This is a genomic window from Stenotrophomonas sp. STEN023 (assembly GCF_056760135.1).
This window is the reverse complement of sequence record NZ_JBRREF010000023.1, coordinates 16,485-41,881: the sequence shown is the minus strand read 5'-3', so window position 1 is coordinate 41,881 and position 25,397 is coordinate 16,485. Positions and strand designations below refer to the sequence as shown.

Annotated in this window: 10 protein-coding genes and 1 riboswitch; of the genes, 4 read left to right on the top strand and 6 right to left on the bottom strand. The window is 63.2% G+C overall.

The window, feature by feature from the left end; genetic code table 11:
- Positions 1–76: 76 nt before the first annotated feature.
- Entirely contained in the window at positions 77–742 is a 666-nt protein-coding gene (locus ACVOLV_RS09000) for a response regulator transcription factor (RefSeq protein WP_057629262.1), read from the top strand.
- A gap of 132 nt (positions 743–874) precedes the next feature.
- A riboswitch (yybP-ykoY riboswitch) is annotated at positions 875–1,037 on the top strand.
- A 9-nt stretch (positions 1,038–1,046) separates the two neighbouring features.
- Positions 1,047–1,652 (top strand): manganese efflux pump MntP, encoded by a 606-nt coding sequence (locus tag ACVOLV_RS08995; protein ID WP_481554085.1) that lies wholly within the window; start codon positions 1,047–1,049, stop codon positions 1,650–1,652.
- Positions 1,653–1,953: 301 nt separating this feature from the next.
- Here the strand turns inward: ACVOLV_RS08995 and ACVOLV_RS08990 are convergent, their stop codons facing one another.
- The 6 genes from ACVOLV_RS08990 to ACVOLV_RS08965 all read right to left on the bottom strand — a co-directional run bounded on the left by ACVOLV_RS08990 (position 1,954) and on the right by ACVOLV_RS08965 (position 21,816).
- The gene (locus ACVOLV_RS08990) at positions 1,954–5,394 is read right to left on the bottom strand and encodes a hybrid sensor histidine kinase/response regulator (protein WP_481554084.1); all 3,441 of its coding nucleotides are present in this window, start codon (positions 5,392–5,394) and stop codon (positions 1,954–1,956) included.
- Between the two features lie 359 nt (positions 5,395–5,753).
- Positions 5,754–6,773, bottom strand: coding sequence for an OmpA family protein (locus tag ACVOLV_RS08985; protein WP_481554083.1), 1,020 nt, complete (start codon positions 6,771–6,773; stop codon positions 5,754–5,756).
- 10 nt (positions 6,774–6,783) lie between these two features.
- Positions 6,784–10,164, bottom strand: a complete 3,381-nt coding sequence (locus ACVOLV_RS08980; RefSeq protein WP_481554082.1) for an Ig-like domain-containing protein — start codon at positions 10,162–10,164, stop codon at positions 6,784–6,786.
- The gene (locus ACVOLV_RS08975; RefSeq protein WP_481554081.1) at positions 10,161–18,458 is read right to left on the bottom strand and encodes an SdrD B-like domain-containing protein; all 8,298 of its coding nucleotides are present in this window, start codon (positions 18,456–18,458) and stop codon (positions 10,161–10,163) included. The genes ACVOLV_RS08980 and ACVOLV_RS08975 overlap by 4 nt, the downstream gene beginning before the upstream one ends.
- Before the next feature lie 331 nt (positions 18,459–18,789).
- Positions 18,790–19,524: a winged helix-turn-helix domain-containing protein gene (locus ACVOLV_RS08970; RefSeq protein WP_481554080.1), complete on the bottom strand. Its 735-nt coding sequence runs from the start codon at positions 19,522–19,524 to the stop codon at positions 18,790–18,792.
- Between the two features lie 144 nt (positions 19,525–19,668).
- Positions 19,669–21,816, bottom strand: a complete 2,148-nt coding sequence (locus ACVOLV_RS08965; RefSeq protein ID WP_481554079.1) for a S46 family peptidase — start codon at positions 21,814–21,816, stop codon at positions 19,669–19,671.
- 139 nt (positions 21,817–21,955) lie between these two features.
- Here ACVOLV_RS08965 and ACVOLV_RS08960 point away from each other — a divergent pair, with 139 nt between their 5' ends.
- Positions 21,956–23,641: an Hsp70 family protein gene (locus ACVOLV_RS08960; protein ID WP_481554078.1), complete on the top strand. Its 1,686-nt coding sequence runs from the start codon at positions 21,956–21,958 to the stop codon at positions 23,639–23,641.
- A complete protein-coding gene (locus ACVOLV_RS08955) occupies positions 23,638–25,188 on the top strand; it encodes a J domain-containing protein (RefSeq protein WP_481554077.1) in 1,551 nt (516 codons plus the stop codon). Before ACVOLV_RS08960 ends, ACVOLV_RS08955 begins: the two co-directional genes overlap by 4 nt.
- Positions 25,189–25,397: the final 209 nt, after the last annotated feature.

The window sequence follows — 25,397 nt, the reverse complement described above, 5'->3', positions numbered from 1 at the left end:
CGTGGATCAGCATCGGTACCGGTATCCTGTTTCACCGGAAGGGCGTCACGCCCCTTACTTCAGCATTGGATCGCATATGCCTACCCTCCTCATTGCCGATGACCACCCGCTGTTCCGCGAAGCCCTCAAGGGCGCGGTGCAACGCGTCATCCCCGGCGTGCAGCTGATGGAGGCCGACAGCGTGGAAGCGCTGTACGCACTGGCCGAACAACACCCCGATGCCGACCTGGTGCTGATGGACCTCAACATGCCCGGCGCGCAGGGCTTCAACGCGCTGGTGCATCTGCGTTCGCTGCATCCGCAATTGCCCATCGTGGTGGTCTCCGCACGCGAAGAAGCCACGGTGATGCGGCGCGCACTGGACCATGGCGCATTTGGCTTCATTCCCAAATCCGCCGATTCGGACACCATCGGCCATGCGCTGGGCACCATCCTCGATGGCGAGCGCTGGGCCCCGGCCGAGGCGCACAACGTGCCGCCGACCCCAAACGAAGAACGCGAAGTCGGCCAGCGCCTGCGCGAGCTGACCCCGCAGCAGTTCCGCGTGCTGCAGATGCTCGGCGTAGGCCGCCTGAACAAGCAGATCGCCTATGACCTGGGCGTGTCCGAAGCCACCATCAAGGCCCACGTCACCGCCATCCTGCGCAAGCTCGGCGTCACCAACCGCACCCAGGCGGTGCTGATGGCCGGCAAGCTGGCCATCGACGACGACGCCATCGTGCTACCGCCGGAAGAAGACTGAGCGGTAGCGGAAAATCCTGCTTTTGTTTGTGGGCGTGGGGGCGGCCCCCCCAAATCACCGGCCGGCGCGGCGGAGGCCGCCCCAACAAACAGGCCAAGCAGCCGCTTTCGCCGCTTGCTGCTACAATCCGCGCTCCCTTGGGGAGTAGCCTGCTTCCGCTATTGGAAGCGCCCACATCAACATACTCGGCCGTTGCGCCGTGGTGTGGGCAGCCAGACCCGGTTGGCGAGACCAGCGGCATGCGTGCGCAACTACGGTTGGGCGCGACGCATGCCGTTTGTGTCCGCCCGACCCGGTAATCCTGATGTCCCCCATCTCCATTGTTCTGATTGGCTTCGCCATGTCCACCGACGCCTTCGCCGCAGCGGTTGGCAAGGGTGCGGCAATGCGCAAGCCGCGCCTGCTTGATGCACTACGCGCAGGTCTGATCTTCGGCGTCATCGAGGCCATCACCCCGATCATCGGCTGGCTGCTGGGCCGCGCCGCGTCGCAGTACGTGCAGGCCTTCGATCATTGGATCGCATTCGGCCTGCTTGGCGTGCTCGGTGCGCACATGATCATCGCCGGCCTGAAGCCTGATGATGAAACCGAAGCCGACAACGATGACGAAGCCGGCGAACAGCACAAGAGTTTCTGGACCCTCGCCGTCACCGGCTTCGCAACCAGCATCGATGCAATGGCGATTGGTGTCGGCCTGGCCTTCCTTGACGTGCATATCGGCGTGGTGGCGCTGGTGATCGGCCTGTGCACGATGATCATGGTGACCATCGGCATCATGCTCGGCCGCGCCTTGGGGGCGGTGGTTGGCAAGCGCGCGGAAATCGTTGGCGGCGTGATCCTGATCATCATCGGCTGCGCGATCCTGTACGAGCACCTGACGGCTGCAAACGTTGTTGTGGGAGCGGGGTAAGCTGCGAAGCCGGAGCTACCACCCGTAGAGCGCAGCCGTGCTGCGCTGGAGGCATTGCCGGTAAAGCCCCTGCCGAGCATGGCTCGGCACTACAGATCCCGCCCTTGCTCAAAGCCCCTCTCCCGCTTGCGGGAGAGGGGTTGGGGTGAGGGCAGCTTTTGCCGGTAAAGCCCCCGCCGAGCATGGCTCGGCACTACAGAAACCTGGCCCCTCTCCCGTCTACGGGAGAGGGGTTGGGGTGAGGGCAGCTTTTGCTGGTAAAGCCCCTGCCGAGCATGGCTCGGCACTACAGTTCTGGCTGCTAGCGTCGGCGCGGGTCGTGCAATGCAGTCAGGAAGGCGCGTAGCGATGCCGGCTTCACCGGCTTGGTCAGTACGCGGTAGCCGCGTTCGCGAGCCATGCGCTTCAATTCATCGCGACCATCAGCGGTCAGCAAGGCACCCGGCAAGGGACGGCGCGCAGCTTCACGCAGGGCGAGCAACGTATCAAGACCGTCGAGCCTGTCGTGCAGGTGGTAATCCACCAGCATCACATCGGGCTTCTCGCTCAACTTCTCCAGCGCCATGTCCACCGTGCTGGCGGCGATGACCTCCACCTTCCAACGACCCAGCAAGGCGCGCATGCCATCGAGGATTTCCTGGTCGTTGTCCACGCACAACACGCGCATGCCGGCCAGTGAATCATCACCACCAAAAGCCGTCTGCTGGCGCGGCGACGGCAACGGTGCTGCCGGTGTTTCAACCCGCGGCAAGCTGATCGAGAACATGCTGCCGTGGCCCGGCTGGCTGCGCGCATTCAAGCCATGATCAAGCAGGCGCGAGATGCGTTGGCAGATCGACAGGCCCAGACCCAAGCCCTGCTCACCCCAGTCGAATGGCTGCTGGTAGCGATGGAACTCATTGAAGATCTGCTGCATGTGGTGCTCGGGAATCCCCGGGCCGGTATCCCACACCTGCAGCTCGACCTGGTCACCACGCACCCGCAGCGCCAACACGATGCGGCCGCTGCGGGTGTAACGCAGCGCATTGGCCATGAAATTCTGCAGCACGCGGCGCAGCAGGCGCCGATCGCTGCGCACCCATGCATTGCGTGCGAACACATGCAGGCGCAGGCCACGACCGGCGGCTACCGGCGTGTACTGCGCAGCAAGCTCGCGCACCAGCACGCTGGCGTCGAACTCGCTGATGGTCGGGCGCAGTCCACCTGCATCCAGTCGCGACACGTCCAACAATCCATCCAGCAACTCTTCGGCGGCACGCAATGAGGCGTCAACACGCTCGGCCAGATGCCGCTGTTCATCGGTCTCATGCAGGCTGTCGCGCAGCGCAGACGCAAACAGCCGTGCCGCGTTCAAAGGCTGCAGCACGTCATGACTGATCGCGGCGAGAAAGCGCGTCTTGGACTGCTGCGCCGCTTCGGCAGCCTGCGAGCGCTCGGCCACGCGCTGTTCCAGGTTCTCGTTGGCTTCCAGCAGCGCCTGTTCGGCATTCTTGAAGTCGGTGATGTCGTTGTAACTGGTGACATAACCGCCACCCGGCAATGCCTGGCCACGCAGTTCGATCACCTTGCCGTCGGCACCGGTACGCTCGAACACGTGCGGTGAACCGGCACGCATATAACCGATACGACGGTTGATCTGCACTTCGGTATCGCCGGAACCCAGCTCGCCGCGTTCGGCGTTGTAACGGATCAGGTCAGCGACCGGGCGACCGACGTAGAGCATGCCGTCCGGATAGCCGAACATCAGCTGGTAACGCCTGTTCCAAGCAGTCAAGCGCATTTCTGGATCAACCACGCTGACCCCGGCGCTGATGTTCTCCAGCGTGGTGGAAAGGATCTCGCGGTTGAAGCGCAGCTCCTGCCCTGCTTCGTCCAGCACCGCCACCACTTCGCCCAGGTCCATGCCCGAGCCGCGCAGCAGGCTGGTCAACAGCAGACGCGCGGAAGCAGCACCGATGGAAGCAGCGAGCAGGCGTTCGGTGAACTGCACCCAGATGCGGTCGGCGGCGGCGGCGGGTTGGAATTCACGGTCCAGCAGCTGCGCCTGTTCCCCGAAGGAGCGGCGTGCGCGGTTGTCACCAATGACGCGTGTGGCCAGGGCCAGCAGGTCACGCACCTTGACGTGCGCCGGCCAGTCGCCGGTCACAACCGGCCGCTTGGCATAGGGATCCAGGAAAGGCGCGGCGCGCAGGCGCTCGGCAACATCGGGGCGCCAGCGCATCGACACCAGCATCATCGTCACCGTATTGATCAACAGCGACCAGAAAGTGCCGTGGGTAAGCGGATCCCAGCCGGTCAGGCCGAACAACTGCTGTGGTCGGAGCCAAGCGATACCGAACGGTCCCTGCGTGAGCAGGCTCTCGTCCAACCAGCCACCATGGCTCAATGCCGGCACCAGCAAGGTGTAGGCCCAGACCAGGAAGCCGACCAACATGCCGGTTTCCACGCCGCGGCGGCTGGCGCCACGCCAGTACAGGCCACCGAGCAGGCCGGGCGCGAACTGCGCCACCGCCGCGAACGCCATCAGGCCGTAGGCAGCGAGCATGGTGTCGTCGTTGCTGCCGCGGTAATAACCGTAGGCCACCAGGGCCAGCAGCACGATCGCCATGCGCCGTATCCACAGCACGCGCGAGGCGACGTTGGCAGCCTCACGGTGATCGCCACTACGGCGCAGCAGCAGCGGCATGACCAGGTCGTTGCTGATCATCGTCGCCAGCGCGATGGATGAAACGATGACCATGCCGGTGGCGGCGGAGAAGCCACCGATATAGGCGATCAGGGCCAGCGTGGTGCTGCCGGCAGACATCGGCAAGGCCAGGACCAGGGTGTCGTCCGAGGCCAGGCCGGTGCCGAACATCGCCGCACCGGCAGTAGCAATTGGCACGATCATCAGCGAGATCAGCACCAGATAGCCGCCGAACATCCAGCGTGCGCTGCGCACATCGCCGGCATTGCCGCATTCAACCACGGCCACATGGAACTGCCGTGGCAGGCAGATCAGCGCTAGGAAACTGAGCAGCGTCTGCGAGACGAAACCGACCGGCGGCATGCCTTCAAACAAGGCACGCGCGGACTGCACCACCGACTCGCCGCGGTCGGTCAGCCACACGTAGGCAAATACGCCAACCGCGACAATCGCCAACAGCTTGATCATCGATTCCACGGCGATGGCCAGCATCATGCCGTAATGGTGCTCGGTGGCATCCACCTGGCGGGTGCCGAACAGGATGGCGAACAAGGCCATCAGCAGTGCCACATACAGTGCCGGATCGGTCAGCAAGCCCTTGCCGGCGGCATCGCCGGTCAGCACCTGCAGGCTCATCGCCACGGCCTTGTACTGCAGGGCCAGGTACGGCACCACACCGATCAGCGCGATCAGCGCTACCAACGCCGCCAAGCGCCGCGAGCGGCCGAAGCGCGAGGAGATGAAGTCGGCGATGGACACGACATTCTCGCTGCGGGCAATCAGCGCCAGCCGCTCGATGATGCGCCAGCCGAACATCAGCATCAGCAGCGGGCCTAGATAAATAGGCAGGTAGCCGATGCCGTAGCGCACCGCCGAGCCGACCGCACCGTAGAAGGTCCAGGACGAGCAATAGACCGCCAGCGCCAGGCTGTAGACCACCGGCCGCAGCCAGGGGCGGTCCGGATACAGCGGGCGACGGTCACCCCACCACGCCACGCCGAACAGCAGGGCGGCATAGCAGAGTGAGACCAGGAGCAGGATCCAGCTGGAGACCAAGGGTAGTTCCCGTGTGACTTAGCCGGTCCAGTGTAGCCATTCCGCCGGGTTGGAGTTTTGGGATTGCGGGAGCTGCGGCTTGGCTCCCTCCCTTGTGCGCAGCACAGGGGAGGGTTGGGGAGGGGTGCTGTTGGCGATGAAAGTTGGTTGCGCCTTCCGCATGGCGTGCCCGTGCTGTCTGAAGAAAAAAGCGTCGAGCTGCGCTCGCCTACCCCTCCCCAGCCCTCCCCTGCACCTGCGGTGCAAGGGAGGGAGCAGATCGCCTGCGCACGGAGACTATGTGGAACCAGACTTGGCTCCCAAAACGAACAACGCCCCGGCATTGCCGGGGCGTTGTTGATCAACTCTTCGCGCTGAACTTACTGCGCCAGTTCAAACCGCACTTCAACCCGGCGGTTCGGCAACAGGCATTCCAGCAAGGCCGCACGCGGCTTGACGCCGTCGCACTGCTGCACCTGCTGGGTGTCACCGCGGTACTCGTAGCGGATCTTGTCCGCCGCCACGCCACGGCCGATCAGCAACTCGCGCACGGTCTTGGCACGACGCTCGGACAGGGCCTGGTTGTAGTCGAAGCCGTTACCCTGCATGCGGTCGGCATGGCCAACCAGGGTCACCCCGGCCAGTTCGCGCTTCTCGCTGCTGATGGTGGCCAGCGCTCGGTCCACACTCTCCAATGAGTAGGTGCGGATGTCCTTGTAGCCGTTACGGTCGAACTCGAACAACACATTGGCAATCAACGGGCCTGTCACGACCGGTGCGACCACCGGGCCAGCCGGGTCGACGCCGCACAGGCGCGCTGCGGTCTCGGCTTCGTTGACCAGGTCTTCGGCGATCTGGATGTAGGGCTTGGAGTGACGCCACTGCTGCTGGTTGAACTCGTTGCCGGCGTGCACCAGCTCCACCTCACCACAGGCCACCTTCTGCGAGGCGCAGGCGAAGCCCGGCGTGCCGTGGATGACCTTCAGGCGTTCCCACAGATCGGCACGCAGGTACTTGGCGCCGTTGACCAGGGCGGTGTCGGTGGGGATCGGCGAGACGCCGTTCTCCATGTCCACGATCAGCTTCTCCGACTCGGTCAGCGCTTCCTGCGGGAAGGCGCTGCGGTCGTTGCGGGTGTACTCGTGGAAGGAAACGTCCAGCCAGCACTGCGCCTTGGACAGGTGGTAGTCGCGGATCGGGCGACCACCATCGTTGAGCGCCTGGATGCGGCCCTGGGTCGCTTCGTACGACTGCAGGTCGGCGTGGATGGCTTCATCGCTGATGCGCTTGGCCTGCGGGTTGAGCTGGGTCTGCTGGGCGCCGGCGGTGCCGGCGACAGCGAAGACGGCAACAGCCAGCAAGCTGCGCAGCGGACGGTTCTTGGTTTGCATAACGGTCATGGTGTCGTCCTCAGCGGGCCGGGTCGCGGTAGCGGACCGGGTCCCGACGGAAAAGGTCTTCGTCGAACTTGAAGCGCAGGCGCAGGAAGAAGCCCTGCTGCGTGTACTCGTAGCCATTGAGATCACTGTCGCCTTCGAAGCCGGTCCAGTTGTAACCGGCCGACAGCCACAGGTTCTGCCGCAGCAGGCGGCCAACTTCCATGCCGTAGGCAAACTGGTTGGCGCCGTACTGGCCACGGAAGGTGGAGCCGAGCACGCCGATGTCCCAGTTCTCGGTGATGTCATACACGACACGACCGGAGACCAGTACGGCGTTGAAGCTGCTGTTTACACGGCTGCCATCGCCATAGGCGAACTGGTCACGCTGCCACTTGCCGGCAATACGGCCGGTCAGCCACCACGGCCGCGACGGATGCCAGTCGGCATGGGTGGAGACAATATGCGCACGGGTGCGCACATCCTGGCTGGTGCCACTCACCACGTCGCCGTTGAGCAGGGTCAGGCCGCTTTCGTCACGCTCGAGCTTGTACTCGTAGCGCATCAAGGCATTGATCCGGTTGCGGTCGGTGTCGCGGTAGGCCAGGCCGATCTGGAAGCGGTCCTGCAATACGTCGCCACGTTCTTCGTAGTTGGTGGCCAGCAGGTAGTTGCGGCCCAACAAGGTCCAATCGCGGCTCAGCTTGCGTGCAACCATGAACTGCAGCAGCGTGGTCTTGAAGGCCTCGTTGCTGTCGGTGGTGCCCGGCACGTCTTCGGAGATGCGGTGCTCGGCACGGATCGCGCCGCGCCACAACGGGTTGGCACTGTAATCCAGGGCCAGCGCCAGGCCGGTGCTGTCACCGGTATCGCCGGCGACCACGTTGACGCGTTCGATCGAGCTGCTCAGGCGCAGGCCCTTGGCGATATCCCAGTTGTTGCGGATACCCGAGGCAGCCTGCACATCACGGCCGCTGACCGCATCACGCAGGCGGTATTCGGAGAACGCCTGGGTGTCGCGGATGTAGCTGCTGTCGATACCGAACACCAGCGCATCGGCCTCGCGGTCGGTGGTGGTGATGCCGTAGGCACTGGTCAGGCCGGTCTGCTTCTCGTAGCGGCCATACAGGCGGCTGCGCTCGAAGACCTGGTAGTCCACGCCGGCGGCAACGCGGTTGCGGTCTTCACCGCTGACGCTCTGTTCGTATTCGGCACCGCCGCTGAACTTGTCGTTGAAGCGGTAACCGACGCCGACACGGGCGCTGTCCGATTCCAGCTTGGTGCCAACCGGCAGGTCGCTGGTCATGGTGTCGCCGTTGCTGCCGCTGTTGATCACCATCAGGCCGGTGGCCGGGTCCAGCGCCTGCTGGCCGTAGCCCAGTGCGCCGCCGCCCGAACCGGTGGCGAAGCCACCGGTCAGGCCGGACAACTGGCCGTAGCCGGTGCTAGACCACGGCGAGGTGATGCCGATGGTTTCGCGGATGCTGCGCAGGCCGAAGTCCAGGGTCAGGCGCTCGGTGGCAGCGACGCGCACACCGGCACCGCCGGCATCACGCTTGCCGCCATCCGGGTTGCGGTCTTCGCTGCGCAGGGCTTCAACGTACAGCTCCAGGCGCGGGCCAACGGCATAGGACATGCGGCCGCTGTATTCGCCACGGCCGCCGTACAGCGGCGAAGCCTGGTTGTTGAACTCCGGATCGGTGCGCGCACCGAACAGACGTGCGTCGAACTTGTCACCGTCGTGGGCGAATTCAACGCGCCAAGCGTCGCCTTCGACCTGACCGGTGACGTCCTTCAAGCCCTGCGAGGTCACCTGGTTCAACGAGTTGGTGTTGACCTCGCTCTGGGTGCGCGCGAACTCGGCCACCAGCATGGTGTTCTGGCCGAAGCGGTAGCCCGCGTTGACGCTGCCCATCTTGAACTCGGCATACGGGTTCTGGTCTTCGACCGCCGATGCACCGACTTCCAGCTTGTCGGTCAGCTTGTACTGGCCATCTGCACCCACCACCCAGAACTTCTCGGTCTGCTGATCGAGTTCATAGGTGATGCGCAGCGAGACCGGATTCAGGTCGCTGTCGAACGAGGGCAGGAACTGGTTGAGCAGGATGCGGCCGGAGAACGGCTCGAAGCTGTAATCCACCAGCCGTGCCAGCGGCTTGACCGTGACGATGCGCGAAGGCTGGTTGCGGTCACGCACGATCATCTCGACGCGCTCGCTGCCTTCCAGCACGGCGTTGTTGCGCAGTGCGTACGGGCCGCTGCCCTGGCTGCGGAACTCCTCGATGATCTGCCGCAGCGAATCCTCGATGGCGAACACATTGGTACGCACGCGCTCACTTTCAAAGTGCCAGCCCAGGCCGGTCGCGGTGCGGTTATAGGTACTCAGGCTGCGCTGCGGGATCGGACCACTGCCACCAACGCCACTGCTGGTTGCCAGGTTGTCGCCGGTCTGGAAATCACCGTACAGCAGGTAGCTGCGCTTGTTGTCCACGCGCACGTACAGGCGTTCGGCCGAGCGTGCATCGAAGCCACGCAGCGAGGAATCGCCGTACACCGGGTAGAACTCTTCCGGCTGGATGTCACGCAGCAGGCGGCCACGCACATCCTTGTCCGAGTCATAGGCGGCGGTGAGCAGGTACTCACCCTTGATGCGGCCCTTGACGAAGAACGCGGTGCGCGCCGAGGCGCTGGCCTTGCCGTTGTTGAACTGCTTCTCCCAACGACGGATGTCGCGGTCGAAGGCATCGTGGTGCTGCACCGGCGAGATCAGGCTGGCGTTGGACTTGTTGCGGAAGTTCAGCACGCCTTCGATCAAGCCGGTGGCGAGCAGCTCACGCATTTCCGGCAGGAAGCCGATCGTGCCTTCGGCAGTCTCACCGCCAGCGGTTATCCGCAGCAACACATCCTGCGGATCATGCGGGGCGATCAGGTCGAACTCGGCGACGCCGTTCTCCACTTCCACCTGCACGCCTGGCATCACCTTGTCAGCGTCGCTGGCACCCGGACCAAACTCATCGGTGCGCGAGCCCGGCAAGCGGATGCGACCGCCGCTGTTCTCGATGGTGACGAAGGACTTGCCGGCCAGCGGCTTGCCGTCGGCGCCGAGCAGATGCACGGTGATGTGCACCGGCGTCTGGCCATCGGCGGGCACGCCATCGCGGTCCACTTCCACCGAGACACGATCGACACCGGCATTGCGGCTGTAATCCGCCTCACCCGAACGTGCAGCCACCACTTCCGGCGGCGTATCGGTGGTGGTCAGCGAACGCGGATACAGCGTGCTGCTGTCGCCGATCACCGGGGTGAAGCGGGTGCTGCTGCCCACGTTCTGGGCCAGCACCGGCAGCGAGGCGGTTGCCAGCGCGCAGGCCAACAGGCTCACGCGCGGCATCTTGCGCAGGGCGGCGCGGCTCATGGCTGCACCTCCTGCTGGGCCGCCGCGGTGGGCGGGTTGGGTCGGGGTTGCACGATCGGTCCCTGGTTGGACGAGTCCGTGGCCTGCTGCGGCGCACGGACCGGCTTGCTGTCAAAGCGCAGCTGCGACTGCCCGGTCTCGGTTTCCGGTGCACGCACCTCACCCTGGGTACGACGTGCCTTCACCTGCTCCAGCAGCGGGTTGGAGCAGCTGCCCTCGACGAAGTCGGCGCGGTGCAGCTCACCGTTCTTCAGGTCCAGGAACAGGCTGTCGGCATCACCCAGGTTGCGGTTGCTGCTGGTGGTCAGGCGCGAGCCAACCGGCAGGGTGGACGGGTCCACCTTCAGGGTGTGGCTCTGCGGGGTCAGGCCGCAGTAGCTGTACTTGCCTTCGGAATCGGAAATCATCCAGGTGCCGTTGGAGAAGTACATGCGTACGCCCGGGATGCCCAGCTCTTCCTCGTCCTGCACGTGGTTGTTGTTGCAGTCCACGAAGATCTTGCCCAGTACACAGGCTTCCTCGGTGAACACGCCACCGGTGACACGCACGCGGTACTCGGCACGGTTGGACGGCACCGAACCCGGTACCGGCGTCAGCGTGCCCGGATCGATGCAGCCACCGGTGATCGAGCAGCCATGTGCCTGCGCACGGTTGATGCCATCGCCCTGCTGCGCACCGACGCCGACACGCACGCGGTAGGTCAGCACCAGCTGGCCACCGACGGTGATCGGGCCGAGGTTGAAGCCAAGGCGCGGGCCCGGCTTGCCGAACGGATCTTCGACGGCGCGCCCACCGACACGGCCAGTGCCGTCGATGTAGGTGAAGCCACGCGGCAGCGTATCGACGATGTTGACCGTCGCCATCGCGCTGCCGGCGGTCTGCCGCACGGTGATGGTGTACTGCACGGTGTCACCGATTTCAGCGGTCTGGCGATCACCGGTCTTGGTGATGACCAGGCCGGTGGCCTGCGCGGTGTCCAGCGGGATGTGGTTATGCACGATGCCGGCGGTAGCCGAACCTGCGAACAGGGTCAGCCAGTACTGGGTCGGCGTGCCCACTGCACCGGTCGGTGCACCGGTCTGCGGCTGCACAAGATGACTGCTGCCCGCTGCACCCAGCGGCGACAACGAACCCGTCTCCGCCGGGATCAGCGAGGACACGAACTGGTAACCACCCGGCGGCGTGACCGTCAGCTGGAACTCGCAACGTGCCGGCGCGGCCGGACCAAACATGAACTGGTAATAGCCATTGTTGCCAACCGTCATCGACACCGCATTGCCTTCCACGCGGTAACCGCCTGCGCCGGCATTGAGGATGGCCGTCTTCGGGTCATAGCCGGTGCACACGCCAACCGGTGCGATGGTGACGATGGAGCCCGGCACCGGATCACGCGTAACCGCGTCATACACCACACCGGACGGATCGACCGGCAGGCTCTGCTGCGGCAGATGCTGGCCGGCTTCGAGCACGACCTGCAGCTGGCTGGTGCCGTTCTCACTGACACGGCAGGCGCTGGCGCCGTCGTTGTTGATGGCGCGCGGTGCGTCGCACGCAATGCCCATGCCTCCGGTGGTTTCCTGGTTCACCGGCCACGCCCACAGCACACCGGAAGCCGGGTCGCGGAACTGGATGTTCCACTTCACGCCAGGGATCACGTCGGCGAAGCGATAGCTGCCATCCACCGCGGTAACGGTGGACTGCGACACAGCGCCGGTGACCGAATCCAGCAGTTCGACGATCCACGACTGCAGACGTTCATCGCCGCCGTCGAGGAACGTGTCCTCGCTGCCGACATCGAACCACACGGTGCCGCCGACCGAAGCCGACAGCTGCACCTGGTTGGGCACGCGGCAGACGTTCTGGGTGATCGCGGTATCGCACACGGGCAGCGTGCTGACGTCACCTTCGAAGTTGTTGCGCTCGGTGGTGGTCGGGGTACGGAACTCGTTTTCGCCGCCGCCTTCGATCAGCACCGCGTTGTTGACGGTGCCGGCCTTGGCCGCTTCGGCCGACACATTGGCCTTGACGGTAATGTCGGACAACGAGGTAGCACCAGCATTGATCACTTCCGAGCTGCGGCATTCAAAGCGCGCATCACCAACGGCACCGGAACAGGTCCAGCCGTTGCCGGCCGGAACCTCGGCCAGGCTCAGGCCCACCGGCAGGCGATCCTTGACGATGTACTCACCGAACGACGGCTTCTGTCCGCCATTGCGTACACGGATGGTGTAGCTGGCCACGTTGTTGACGGTGAACTTCACCGTGTTGGACGACTTGCTCACCAGCATGTCCGGCGAATCGCCGATCTCGCCGAAGTTGTTGTCGACCGACTGGGTACCCGGCGTCAGCACGATGTTGCTGATGAGCGAGGTCGTCGGCGTCGGATTGCTGCCCACGCCACCGCCCACCGTGCCAGCAGTGGTCTTGCCGTTGAGCGTTTCCGGCGGCGGCGGGCCTTCGGCCACCTCATAGGTGCCCGGACGCAGATCCGGGAAGCTGTAGCTGCCGTCCGGATTGGTGGTCACCGTCGTGGTAACCGGGTTACCCAGGTCATCGGTGCCGGTCAGGGTAATGGTGATGCCAGCGTAACCGCCCTCATCACTGTCCTTGATGCCGTCATCGTTGCCGTCGTTGTAGACGAAACCGGAAATAAGGCCCGCCGGGATTTCACCGAAATTGTTCTGCACGGAGAACTCGCCCACATCCACCTTGATGACATCGATGTTGGACGGATTCGAAGCAGTCGCCGTGCCATCGGGCTGACCCTGCATACCCATCGGCGTGCCGCCGACGTTGCCGATCCTGGTCTTGCCATCCAGCGTACCCACGGCCTGGTTCTTCTCCTCCACCTTGTAAGTACCCGGCGGCAGATTCAGGAACGCGTACTCACCATCGGCCAAGGTGGTGAAAGTCCTTGAGACGGGGTTGTTGTTTACATCGATGCCGGACAGCTCCAACACGACACCGGCAAGGCCGGTTTCGCCCGGATCGATGACGCCGTCATTGTTGGTGTCCAGCCAAACCTTGCCGGAGATTCCGCTATTGGTCGGAATCTCGCCGAACAGGTTCTCGTTTGAGGCATCGCCAGGCGTGAGCAGGTTGATGCCGGCGATCTTGCTCGATTCCGGCGACGCATTGTTGCTGGCGGTACCGCTGCTTGCACTGGTGCTGGCCAGCTTGCCGGGCGTGGTAATGCCCTGCGCGGTGCCGGCCGGCTGTTCCGGTTCCACCAACGTATAGGTGCCCGGACGCAGGCCTTCAAACTTGAATGCGCCGTTATCCGCAGCAACCGTGGTGTACGTCTGGTCGACCGGCTGGCCAAGGTCGTCAGTACCCACCAGCTTGATTTCGACGCCGGCGATACCGGGTTCACCCGAGCTTGCCTTCACGCCGTCGTTGTTGACGTCGTAGAACACGGTGCCACTCACCGAGACCCCAACGGTCTCACCGAAATTGAAGTTCGCACCATCACCAGTGAGCTGGATGCCTTCGATGCGGTCAGTGAACGCCGGGTCACCCGAGGTGCTGGCTGTCACCGGCCGGCAAACCGTCGTTGCACACGCAACACCTTCAATCGTCCCAGGCTTGACGGCCGATTCCAGATTGAAATAGGTCACCGTCGAAGTCGCTGCGGGCAGCGGCTGGCGCAGGGCATAGGTCTTGGTCGCACTCAGCCCAGTGAACGAGTAGCTGCCATTGGCCAGCGTGGTCGCCGGGGCACCGGTGGGCTTGTACGCCGAGGTCAACGGGTCCCATTCCAACAGTTCGACGGTGGCACCGGCGATCGGCATGTCTTTGCTTGCACCGCCAGCAACGTAGACGTCGTTGCGGGTGTAATCGGCAAAGACGAAGCCGCTGAGGACGTACTGCTTGATCTCCGGGAAATCGAATTCCACGCCAGCAGCGTCATGTGCCAACACCAGCCCTGCGATCACACTGGTAGTGCCACCTGTCGGGTTCTCCACCACGAAGCCCGCTGCATGGGTGACACCCGTGCTCAGGCCATTGCGATTTGCACGCGGCTCATTGGCGCGCGGCAGACCATTCTGGTAGCTCGAAGCGACCGTGGTCTGGTCCTGGGTCAGGGTGTAACCGGCAGGGCCCGACGGAGGCAGGTTCTCGAACTTGTAGTTGCCATTGCTGTCGGTGGTGGTCGTCACGCTGACGGCTGCACCCCATTGGTCATTGCCCGACAAGGTGATCTTTGACCCCGAGAGTCCGATATCGCCGGCACCGTCGACGTCGCCGTTGTCATTGCGGTCGAAGAAAACGCGCCCAGCCAGACTGGCGCCCGAGGCAACCTGCGTCTCCGAAGGATCGCTGTCGTTGCTCGGATCAGTGTCCAGTGCCACCGGCGTACTGCCATCGCTGCCCATGCCCGGCGTCACTGAGCCGGTGTTGGTGCGATCGCTGTTGAACGGGAAGTTCGCCGTACCGTTGTAAACACCCGGCTTGGCACGCGCCCACAACTTGACCGTCACCGAAGCGCCCAGGGCATAGCTGCCGTCCAGGTCACAGGTGACTTCCTGCCCGACCGACGTCGCATTGACTGTGGTTACACCGTTGGAGATGTAACAGACGTTGTATACGCCGTTCCCAGGCACGGTATTACTGACTGTCAGCGGCGTTCCGCCCGCTGTCGGCACGTAGGCACTGGTGTTCAGCCATTCAAAGCCCCTGGGCAGCAGGTCCTTGACGCGGATCTTGGTCACACTGGAAGGACCGTTGTTGGTCACCACCAGCGAGTACTCCACCGGCTGGCCAATCTTCACCGGGCCAGCGGTGATCGTGGTCTTGTCGATCGCCAGGTCCACCGGAGGGAATACGGTGGTTGGAATCGACACAAGGTTGTTACCGGCCTTGGCGATGTCGAACGACTTGTTCTCGAAGTTGGTCCTGTTGAAACCGGCCGCGTCGCACGCGCCCTGGAGTTCATAGGCATTTTCATTGGCACAGGCAAGTGCTGCGTCACCAAAGGTGAGCGGGCCATTTGCCGAAACCGGGCCAACCATTGCGAACTCAAGTACAAAGCTCACCGATTGCCCACGATCCAACCAGTTGTCAGCGGCACTGCCGCCAAGCTCGCACTCAACACGCTCGTTGGCGCCAGATTGAGTACATTGCACTACACGCGATACCGCACCGCCCGCAAACTCGGGGTTTGCGACCACGCCCGGCGACAGCAGCTGGATCGTGTAACCGGCCGGGATCGGCGAAAGCACGTCATACATCATGACTTCTTCCGCGCGCGACGTACCATCATTGCTGACGGTGAACTTGTACTTCAGGTTGTCGCCCAGTCGGAACCTGGTGCCACTTGGCCACGGCACCTTCTTCTGTACAAGGTCCACCACCGGTGCCTTGATGTCGAAGGTAGCGCTTGCGGTGTTGTTGGAGGTCGCTGCGGCGTCACCACAACTGCCGGAAACCTGGGGATTGGTGCTTGTCTCGGTCTTGAACTCACACAGCGAAGGATCCAGCGTCAGTACGGCACTGTTGCTGGCCTGCAGATAGACCGTTCCGTCCTTTGCGGGCAGACCAGAGGCAGGCTTTTTGATGCGTGCGGTAAGGGTGATGGTCCGCACCTCATACGCCGGGACCGGCGTGGTGTTGGTACAGGTGATCCTCTCCTTTTGGCCGGCGATCGCCACTGGAGCGGAGCAGCTCATGCCGGTTCCGGTACCGCTGATGTTTTCGTAGGCAACAGTGCCGTCGCCGGCTGTCGTGCCATTGCCGGCAATCGGGGTGCCGACGAAAAACTCGTCGGATATGCTGAACATGCCAGCGGGAATTGCGCCAGGGCCAAGGTTCTGCGCGCTGAGCGCAAAGGTGATCAAGCCACCCACTTTGGGCTCGGCGGTCTGGACCTTCTTCTCCTTCATCGCGACATCCAGTCGCGGCTCGACGTAGATCGCAGCGGTGTCGGTGATCTGTCCGGACAGAATCGCGTCCGGGGAGGTCATCGTTGCGGAGTTGGTGAGTACGGAATCACCATTGATGCCGGCAAGCGGCCGCCTGACAGTTGCCATCACCACGATTACATCGGTGGGCAATACGTTCAGGAATTCGCAGGTAAGTGAGCGTTCGCCCGCGACCAGCGTCGCTGGGCACTCCGTACTGCTGGAAACACCGTTGCGCGTCACCGTCACCGCGATCGCTGGCGTCTTGAAATCCTCGGCCGGGGCTCCCGGCGACGTCATATTGAGGATGCCAGGCAGATCGTCGGTCAAATGCAGGGTGGGAATGGTCTCCTGCCCTGCCGTCGGGCGGGTGACGGTCATGCGCCAGACCAGATCCTGGTCGGTCACCGACAAACTGGGTGTCTTGGTTGCTGCGTCATACGTCGGGTACCAGTCATTGCTGGCCACCGGCCGGAAGGACACATCCTTGACCAGATTTATTTCCGCCTTGCCGTTGTCTACGGGCGTAGCTACCAAGGTGCCGCCGGCAGACTCGCAGTCATTGGCCGGGAATGGATCGGCCGGCAATGGCCCGGCATTGTTCGAAACACCCGTCGCTGTCAGTGCGCTCGCCCCCGTACAGGCATAGTTGACGAGCTTGATCGGCGAAGTAACCGAATCAATCGTAGTCGTGAATTCAACCCATTTGGATGCACCTGGCGCCAGCGTGCCTGCCGGCGCCGTGCAGGTTACCTCGGTGCTGCGCCCGTCATTGGTATAGGGCGCATTGCTCAGCCCAGTGCGGGTCACCGCACAGGTCCAGCCCGCCGGATTGCTTGCTTTCACTGTTACCACGCCGCCAGCGATTTCTTCCGGGCGCATGTAATCCACCACTTTCAGTGGATTGGTGGTGTGATCGGCTGGAGAAAGGCTGTATTGATCGTTGGTGACGGTCAACCTGGTGGTGACAACCGTGCCGGGTGCCTGTGGGCCACCGGGGCTCTTTGTCTTGGTCAGACCAAGGTCTGCGAACGGCTCTGCCACCTGGTATGGAAGCAGGATGCTGTTGTTGGACGGGTTGGTTTCCGCACTGTCAGCCGGCGGCGTCACCACCACCGGGAACTGGCCGTCGGTTGGCGCGCCCGGCAGGGTCAGGATGAGGTCGAAGCTCTGGGAGCCCTTGGCCGCCACGGTTCCTGGCGTGCAGGTAACCAGCGTACCGCTGTAGGTACTGCCATTTACCTGCAGGCTGTTGCCGGGGGCCGACGTGCAGTTGGCCGGCAACGTCTTGATCACGAAACCAGCGGGAATGATGGTCTGGATCGTGCCACCCGTAGTGCCGGACGGGCCGTCGTTGTAATACTCCAGCTTCAACGGCTGATCGCTGCCGATCAGCTTGTAATGCTCGTCGTAACTGCCCTTGGCCACCAGGTCGGTGCCTGCTGCCGTGGTATAGGGCAAATTGACATCATTGTTGTTGTCGTTGGTATCCAGATACTCGACGCTGCCGGACTTGATCGTCGCTATGTTGACGAAGGTGCCCTGGCTGTTCTGTTTGCCGGTGACCGTGATGACCCCGGCGGCGAGCGCCGCCGGACTGATCGGCGCTGATGTAGCGCTATAGGTACAGACCAGTGTCCGCGAGGAGTTCGCGTCGCTTACGGAATTACAGACTGCACCCGACGGGGCATTCACCGCAGTCAGCTGGAAATCCGTGGGCAACTTGTCGGTTACGACAATCGATCCACCGACAGGCACATCCATGCCATTGCCATCAATCTGCGGTGTGATCTCAAAGACAATCGGCATTCCCGCAACAGCGTTGCCGGCGGGCGAAGTCTTCTGTTTCTCAACCTTCAGGTCACCGCTGCTGCGGATCACCACCGGCTTGACCGCGGTGGTCTTGCCAGGATCACTACCGATGACCGAGATGTTGGGTCCGCCAGTGCTGGTTGCTATGAAGCCAATCGAGAGCTTGCCAATGGCACCGACTGCGCCATTAGCCACCGTGCAAATCAGGTGCGCGGCATTCATCGGATCAAAACTGCATCCGGCAGGCAGCGGTGTCGTCGCCTCCAGTTGCGCCGGGATCACCACCGTCAACGTGTCGTCCACACCCGCGGAAGTTCGTTGCCAATCAATGCTGGCCGTGAACGGCACACCCTGGGGAACGTCTGTTACGTCTGTCTGGGTTCCAAAACTGAGCTTGATATCGCTATCCGGCGCGACACCTGCCCATGCAGGGGCCACTCCCAATGCAGCGACCGCGGCCAGCAACAATGCGGATGTAGCACGTTTCCATCTGCGCAGACGGGCACCAACGCCCCCCAATAGCGGCAAACGCCCGTTACCGGAACCGTGGATGACCGTGTCCTGCTCGAATTGCTTGTTCACCGTGCAAACCTCTTGCAAACGCTGCGCGCACGGACCGCCAGATATGGCAGCCCGGGAAAAATTCATGTGGATGCACGACCCGCCCCAAAACGGGTCGCCAATTCAGCACCGTGGGGTGCTTTTGAATGGCGGCGATTCTTACGGCGCGTCTGCGGCTATTCAGTTCCGTTCTCTGACGGAAACTCTCACTTGCTTGCTTTGCGGACCTGCGCGATTGCGCCTCACGGCGCTATCACATTGATTTCACGGGGCATTTACTTCAGCCAGCGCTCACGAATGTGAAACGAGCGCCTTCAGGTCGATGAACCCTTGGTAAACGCAAAAGTGTGACCTACACCGTCAAACGGTAGCCAGCACCCCGAACTGCGCGAACCGGGAGGGTACAGCCGGTGGCCGACTGCACCCGATTGCGCAGCCGGTGTACCAGCACCTCAATCCGGTGCGGATCAAAGCTCCAGGGCTGGTCGGTAAGGGCAGCGATCAGGCGTTCGCGGGCCACTGTTTCGGCCGGCGAAGCGAACAGCAAAGTGAGAAATGCGCGTTCGGCCTCGGTCAGGGCCAGCACCTGTGCATTGGGCCCACGCAGGTCCCAGCCGTCGGATTCCAGCCCCCAGCAGGCCTCATTGGTGCCGCCACCGTTCTCCAGCAGCTGCGCCGCTTCACCGGGCAGGCGCCGGCGCAGGCTGTACAGCTTGGCGGCCAGGAACTCCGGCTCCGGCCGGTGCGGCAGACAGGCATCGGCGCCGGCCCAGAGGCCTTCGGCGATCAGATGGGGGGTGAGTGGATCGACCAGCAGGACCACGCCCAGGTCGTCACGGCGGCGCAGGTGCTCGACCGTCTCGACCATGCCGGCGCGGACCCGGGTGGTGTCGATCACAACGATGTCGCAGGGCACGATCACCAGCTCGCGGTACAGCGCCTCGACGCTGTCCAGGGCCTGGATCTGCGCGCCATACGGCAACAGCGGTTGCAGCAGCTCCAGGTTTCCAACAATCCAGATACGCAGTGGCGCCAAGGCCGTGGGATTGGCTGCGCCCATGGGCGCAATGTTCAGATCCGATGCCACACACTCTCCCTGTCGGGCGTCAGTAGACAGCCCACCTATTCTCGGGATTTTAGCCTAGCGTAATGTCAGTTATCGCTGAAACAGGGTACACAGCGTTTTGTGTATGGAATGAGCGGCACTTGCGTGCCGCCCATTCAGTACCGTTTATTCGGCAGGCACGCCCATTTCCTGCAGCAATGCGGGGGCCGGGTACACCTTGGCCAACAGCCAACGCAGATAACGCATATCGACGTGCACGGCACGCTTGTAGCGCGGGTCGAACCACCAGCTGGCGCTGACCGATTCCCAGTTGGAGTCGAAGTTCAGGCCGATCAGCTCGCCCTTGGCGTTGAGCACCGGCGAGCCGGAGTTGCCGCCGGTGGTATCCAGGTTGGTCAGGAAGTTGACCGTCTGCGTCTTCAACGCCGGATCGGCCGTGCTGCCGAAGTCACCCTTGGCAATTGCCGCCAGCAGCGGCTTGGGCGCGTCGAACGGCACTGTGTTGGTGTTTTTCTCGACGATGCCAGCCACCGTGGTCACCGGCGAATAGCTGACCGCATCACGCGGATGCAGCGCCTCGACCTTGCCGTAGCTGATGCGCAGGGTGCTGTTGGCATCCGGATACACCGCCCTGCCCTGGCTTGCGCGCCAGGCAAACAGTGCCTGCATGTAGGACGGGCGCAGGCGCAGCTGCTCGCCTGCGCGTTCCTTGCTGTCGCGCTCGGCATTGAGCTGTGCCATCACCAGCGCCGAGGCCACCGACACCAGCGGATCGGCTTCGATGAAACCACCCTTGCGTGCGGCTTCGAAACGCGACAGACGCTGCGCTTCATCGCCGAGCCTGGTCTGCGCATACATCGCATCCAGGTTCCGGGTCAGCGCGGCCGGCGTGCGCCCGAACAGATTGTCGTAGTGCGGATCGCGCTGCGCATCCGGCAACTGCTGGTAGCGGGTCAGCAATGCGCTGAGCAGTGCTTTTTCAACGGCCGGGTCGTAGCGGCGCTGTACCTGCTTGAGCACACCTTCGATCAAGGCCTGGTCGCGTTGCTGATAGCCGGCTTCGCGCTCGACATCGGGCTTGAGTGATTCCACCCGCAGGCGTTCCAGCAACAGCGCTGAGCGCAGCAGCTGGGTCTGGCTGGACATCAAGGTGACCAGGAACTCGCTGCTGCCAACTGCGCTGTCTTCGGCCAGCGATGCAAACAGTGCATCGATATCGGCCTTGTACTTGCCATCGGCACTGGCCAGCATGGCCTGCTCGTCCTGCGCACGTTGGGTCTTGGCATCGCTGCGCAGCAGGCCTTCCAGCTCACCGGCGGCGCGCTTGCGGTTGTTCTTCAGCGACTGCAGCTGCGAGGCGTAGCGCGTGCGCGCATCGGCGTTGCTCTTGCCCTGCGCTTCGATGACGTCGATCAGCTGCTGGAACACCTCGACACGACGCGGCAGCACGGTATCGATCTGGTTGGCGAACTCAGCGGCGGTGCGCAGGCGATAGGTAGTGCCCGGGTAACCGGCCAGCATCGCGTAGTCACCTTCCTTCGGGCCATCCAGCGCCATCTTCAGATGTGCCGGCGGCTGGTAGGGCACGTTGTCCTTGCTATAAGGCGCCGGCTTGCCGTCCTTGCCCACGTAGGCACGCAGCAGGGTGAAATCACCGGTGTGGCGCGGCCACATGAAGTTGTCGATCTCGTCGCCATAATTGCCGATCGCGCGAGGTGGTGCGTAGACCAGACGGATGTCGGTCAGCTCCAGCTGGCGGATGCAATAGAAGTCGCTGCCGTAATACATATTGGCTACAGAGCAGCGCACGCGGCCCTCGACCTCGCAGTCGGCAACGATGCGCTTGCGCGCGCTTTCCACCGCGTCGAAGTAGGCGCGGCCAGTCTTGCCGCGGGCGTCCTTGAGCACCTCGTCGGTGACCTTGTCGAAGCCCACCGTCACCAGCACCCGGTAGTCCGGGTTGGCCGCACGCTCGTCGTCGCGGCCCTGGGCGATGAAGCCCTCATCGATGATGTTGTGTTCCTTGCTGGCGTTGTACTGGATGACGCCATAGGCCACGTGGTGATTGGTCAGCAACAGGCCTTCGTCGGAGACGAACGCGCCGGTACCGCCGCCGACCCGCACCACCGCGCTCAACGGCGGCGCGGTGACATCAGCCAACTGCTTCGGATCGCCCTTGAAGCCGGCCTCCTTCAGCGTCCTGGCCAATTCCGGCAGCTGCGTCGGCATCCACATGCCTTCGTTGGCGTGGGCCGCGGCAGCGGCCAGGCTCATGCCCAGCGCCAGCGCGGCGGTAAGTGGTTTACGCGTCATCGGATCTCCAGCGGATTACAGAACAGCCGCCGACAGTAGCGGTGCCGGCGCATGCCAGCAACCCTGACACGTCTGAATGTGGTCCCCGCAACGGCGCTTGCCTACAATCCTCCAACTAACCAGGACAGGGCATTCAAGGATGATCGTTGGTATTGATCTGGGCACCACACATTCGTCGATCGGCATGCACAAGGCCGATGGGCCGGTGCTTTTCCCCAATCCGCATGGGCAGCTGTTGACACCGTCGGTGGTCAGCGTCGCCGATGGCGCCGTGCTGGTCGGCCAGGCGGCACGCGACCGCCTGGTCAGCCACCCCGGCGAAAGCGTGGCCCATTTCAAACGTTGGATGGGCACCGAACGCGAAACGCGACTGGGCGCGCACCGCTTCCGGCCAGAGGAGCTCTCGGCATTGGTGCTGCGCTCGCTGCTGGCCGATGCCGAAGCCGCGCTCGGCCACAAGGTCGAAGAAGCCGTCATCAGCGTCCCCGCCTACTTTTCCGATGCACAGCGCAAGGCGACCCGCGCCGCCGGCCAGCTGGCCGGCATCCGCGTCGAGCGCCTGATCAACGAACCCACCGCCGCCGCGCTGGCCTATGGCCTGCAGCAGCGCGACGAGGAAGGCCGCATCCTGGTGCTGGACCTGGGCGGCGGCACCTTCGACGTCTCGGTGCTGGAACTGTTCGACGGCATCGTGGAAGTGCATGCCAGCGCCGGGGACAACTTCCTTGGTGGTGAGGACTTCCTGGAAGTGTTGGCGCGGGCATTCAAACAGGACACCAAGCTGGATGCTTCCGCGACAAGCGCCGCCGAATCGGCGCAGCTCATGCAACGACTGGAACAGCTAAAGCGTGACCTGAGCGGCGCCGCGCAGGGCAGTCTGCAGATCACCCTGGGCGAACGCGAACTGCAGTGGAACATCGAGGAACCGCGCTACGCGCAACTGTGCGAGCCACTGCTGCAGCGGATGCGTGCGCCGATCGAACGCGCGATCCGCGATGCCCGGCTCAAACCCGAGGCACTGGACGACATCGTCCTGGTCGGCGGCGCCGCGCGCATGCCGATGGTTACCCGCTTGGCGACGCGCATGTTCGGGCGCCTGCCCTTGCGCCACATCAATCCCGATCAGGCTATCGCGTTGGGGGCCACCGTCGCGGCCGGCATGAAAGCACGCGATAGCGCGCTGCGCGAGATCGTACTGACCGATGTCTGCCCCTACACGCTGGGAACGCAGGTATCGCGAATAGGTCCGGACGGCAAGGAGCGCACCGGCTACTTCCATCCCATCATCCAACGCAACAGCGTGGTGCCGGTAAGCCGCGAAGATGTTTTCCATCCGATCCGCGACGAGCAGAAAGTTCTACGCATCGATGTCTACCAAGGCGAAAGCCCCACCGTAGACAAGAACATCAAGCTCGGCGAGCTGCAGGTGCCAATCACCACACGCGTGGATGGCGACCGTTCGGTCACTACCCGCTTCACGTACGACATGGACGGCATCCTGCAGGTGGAGGTCACCGAAAATGCCACCGGCAAGCGTCACGAGCTGGTGTTGGAGCAGAACCCTGGCGTACTTGCACAGGAGCAGATCCGCGAACGACTGAAGGCGCTGGACACCTTGAAGGTGCACCCGCGCGAGCAGCAACCGAACCTTGCTCTGATCGCACGTACCGAACGCATGTACTCGGAGTTCGTCGAACACCGCGAACAGTTGCAGGGCTGGTTGCTGCTGTTCCGCGAAGCGCTGGAAAGCCAGGACGCACAACGCGTCGAGCGCAATCGTCGTGAGCTTGCTCAAGCATTGGACCAGTTGGAGGGTCTGCAGTGAACTGGGCGCTGGAAGCGTTGGAACTGGAGTCCGAGGCCGATGAGCGCGCGATCAAGCGCGCTTATGCAAAGTTGTTGCGTGACAACCGACCCGACGAGAACCCCGAGGGCTTTCAGCGCCTGCATGAGGCCTACCAGACTGCGCTGCAGTGGCAGCGCTATCGGCAGGAAGTTGCTGAGGAACAGGAGCGCAGCCAAGACCAGGATGAAGCATCATGGTCGCTACAGGCAGCATCAGAGTCCGGCGCGGACATCGCATCATCGGTGTTGCAGGCGAGCTCGACCGAAGCGCAAGCCACGCATCAGCATCAGCATCAGCATCAGGACGCTATCGCGCCAACACCGTTTGAGCAGTCGCATAGTCTCGAATCACCGCATACCGCTTCACTGCAGCTTCCTGATACGGCACAACTCGGTGCGCCCGCGCAACCCAACGACATTGATGGATTGGTGGAGCGTATCGTCAATGCTGCACAGACGCTCACGCCCTCCGCTTTCAACGACTGGCTACTGGCCTGCCCCGAGCTATGGTCGCTCACGACCAAGAGCGATGCAGGTGGTGCTTTGCTCGGGCGGCTATGGACTGCCTCCAACTCCATCAATGGCAACAACTTCGACCTGATTGCAGCCACCTTCGGCTGGGACGAAGTTGGGACGCACGTCGACCCGGATTCACTGCGAGTCATGGCTTCGACCATGCACCAGCGGTGGCTATGGCAGGAGGGCAACGAACCGGCATTGGCATGGCAGCTGCGAACCGACGAAGATGCACCGGCCACGTTGCCGGAGGCAACGCTATGCCGCAATCTGTTGAGCCGCCCATGGCGCCATATGCAGGCATTGCTCAGCGCGACCAATCCGTCACGCCTGCATATGATTCGCAGCGCATTGCGGCACGTTGGCGGCGATAGCGCGGATCTACCCTGCCCGCCCTTATGTCAGGAACAGGTTCGCTTCTGGCGCGATGTCACTGCCGAGAGCCAGCTGACCCGTGATCGTTTCTTGCTCGGCTTGGTCCGCGGAACCGCGCTGGCAATGTTGTGGTTGCTGCTGCCATTGGCGGCCTATTTGATGAAAGCGTCAGACGATCTCAAGGCTGGTTATGGCTGGCCATCACCCGGCGATCTGCTTCCGCTGGCTGTTACCGGAACGCTGTTCATGCTGCTGCTAGGCATGGGGCTTCTACCTTGGAAGGTATTGCTGCGCTGGCTGGTCTCGCCAAACTCGGTACATATAATGCTGCCGATCTTGGCGGTAGCAACCCTTGTGCTCGGGCGCGTCAAAGGCGATTTCGCAGGCGGCATGCTGGGCGTCGTCACCTTGTGGCTTGCCTGGCGACAAGCGATACCGCACTTCGCCAAAGCGCTGGATATAACCGAGCCACGCAATTTTTCTATTGTATTCACGCTGGCCGCGTTCATTATCACCGCCTTGCGCGGCGACAAAATGCCACTGACCTACAGCGAGGTGAGCGCGGGTCTTGCAGCCTTGTTATGCGCTTTTGACCTGATCGCAGTACATCGCAGGCGCGTGCGTGCAACAGCCTGAGGCAGTCCCTTAGCCGCACATCATGTAGTGCCGAGCCATGCTCGGCACGGGCATTACCGGACAAGCCCCAGCGCAGCATGGCTGCGCGCTGCAAAACGCGATGCTACCGCGAGCAAAGCTGCATATCTTCGAGTGAGCGGCAAGGCATGTGCAGGAGCGGCGTGAGCCACGAAACCGGCAAGGTTTGGTGTCGCGGCATAGCGGCAGCT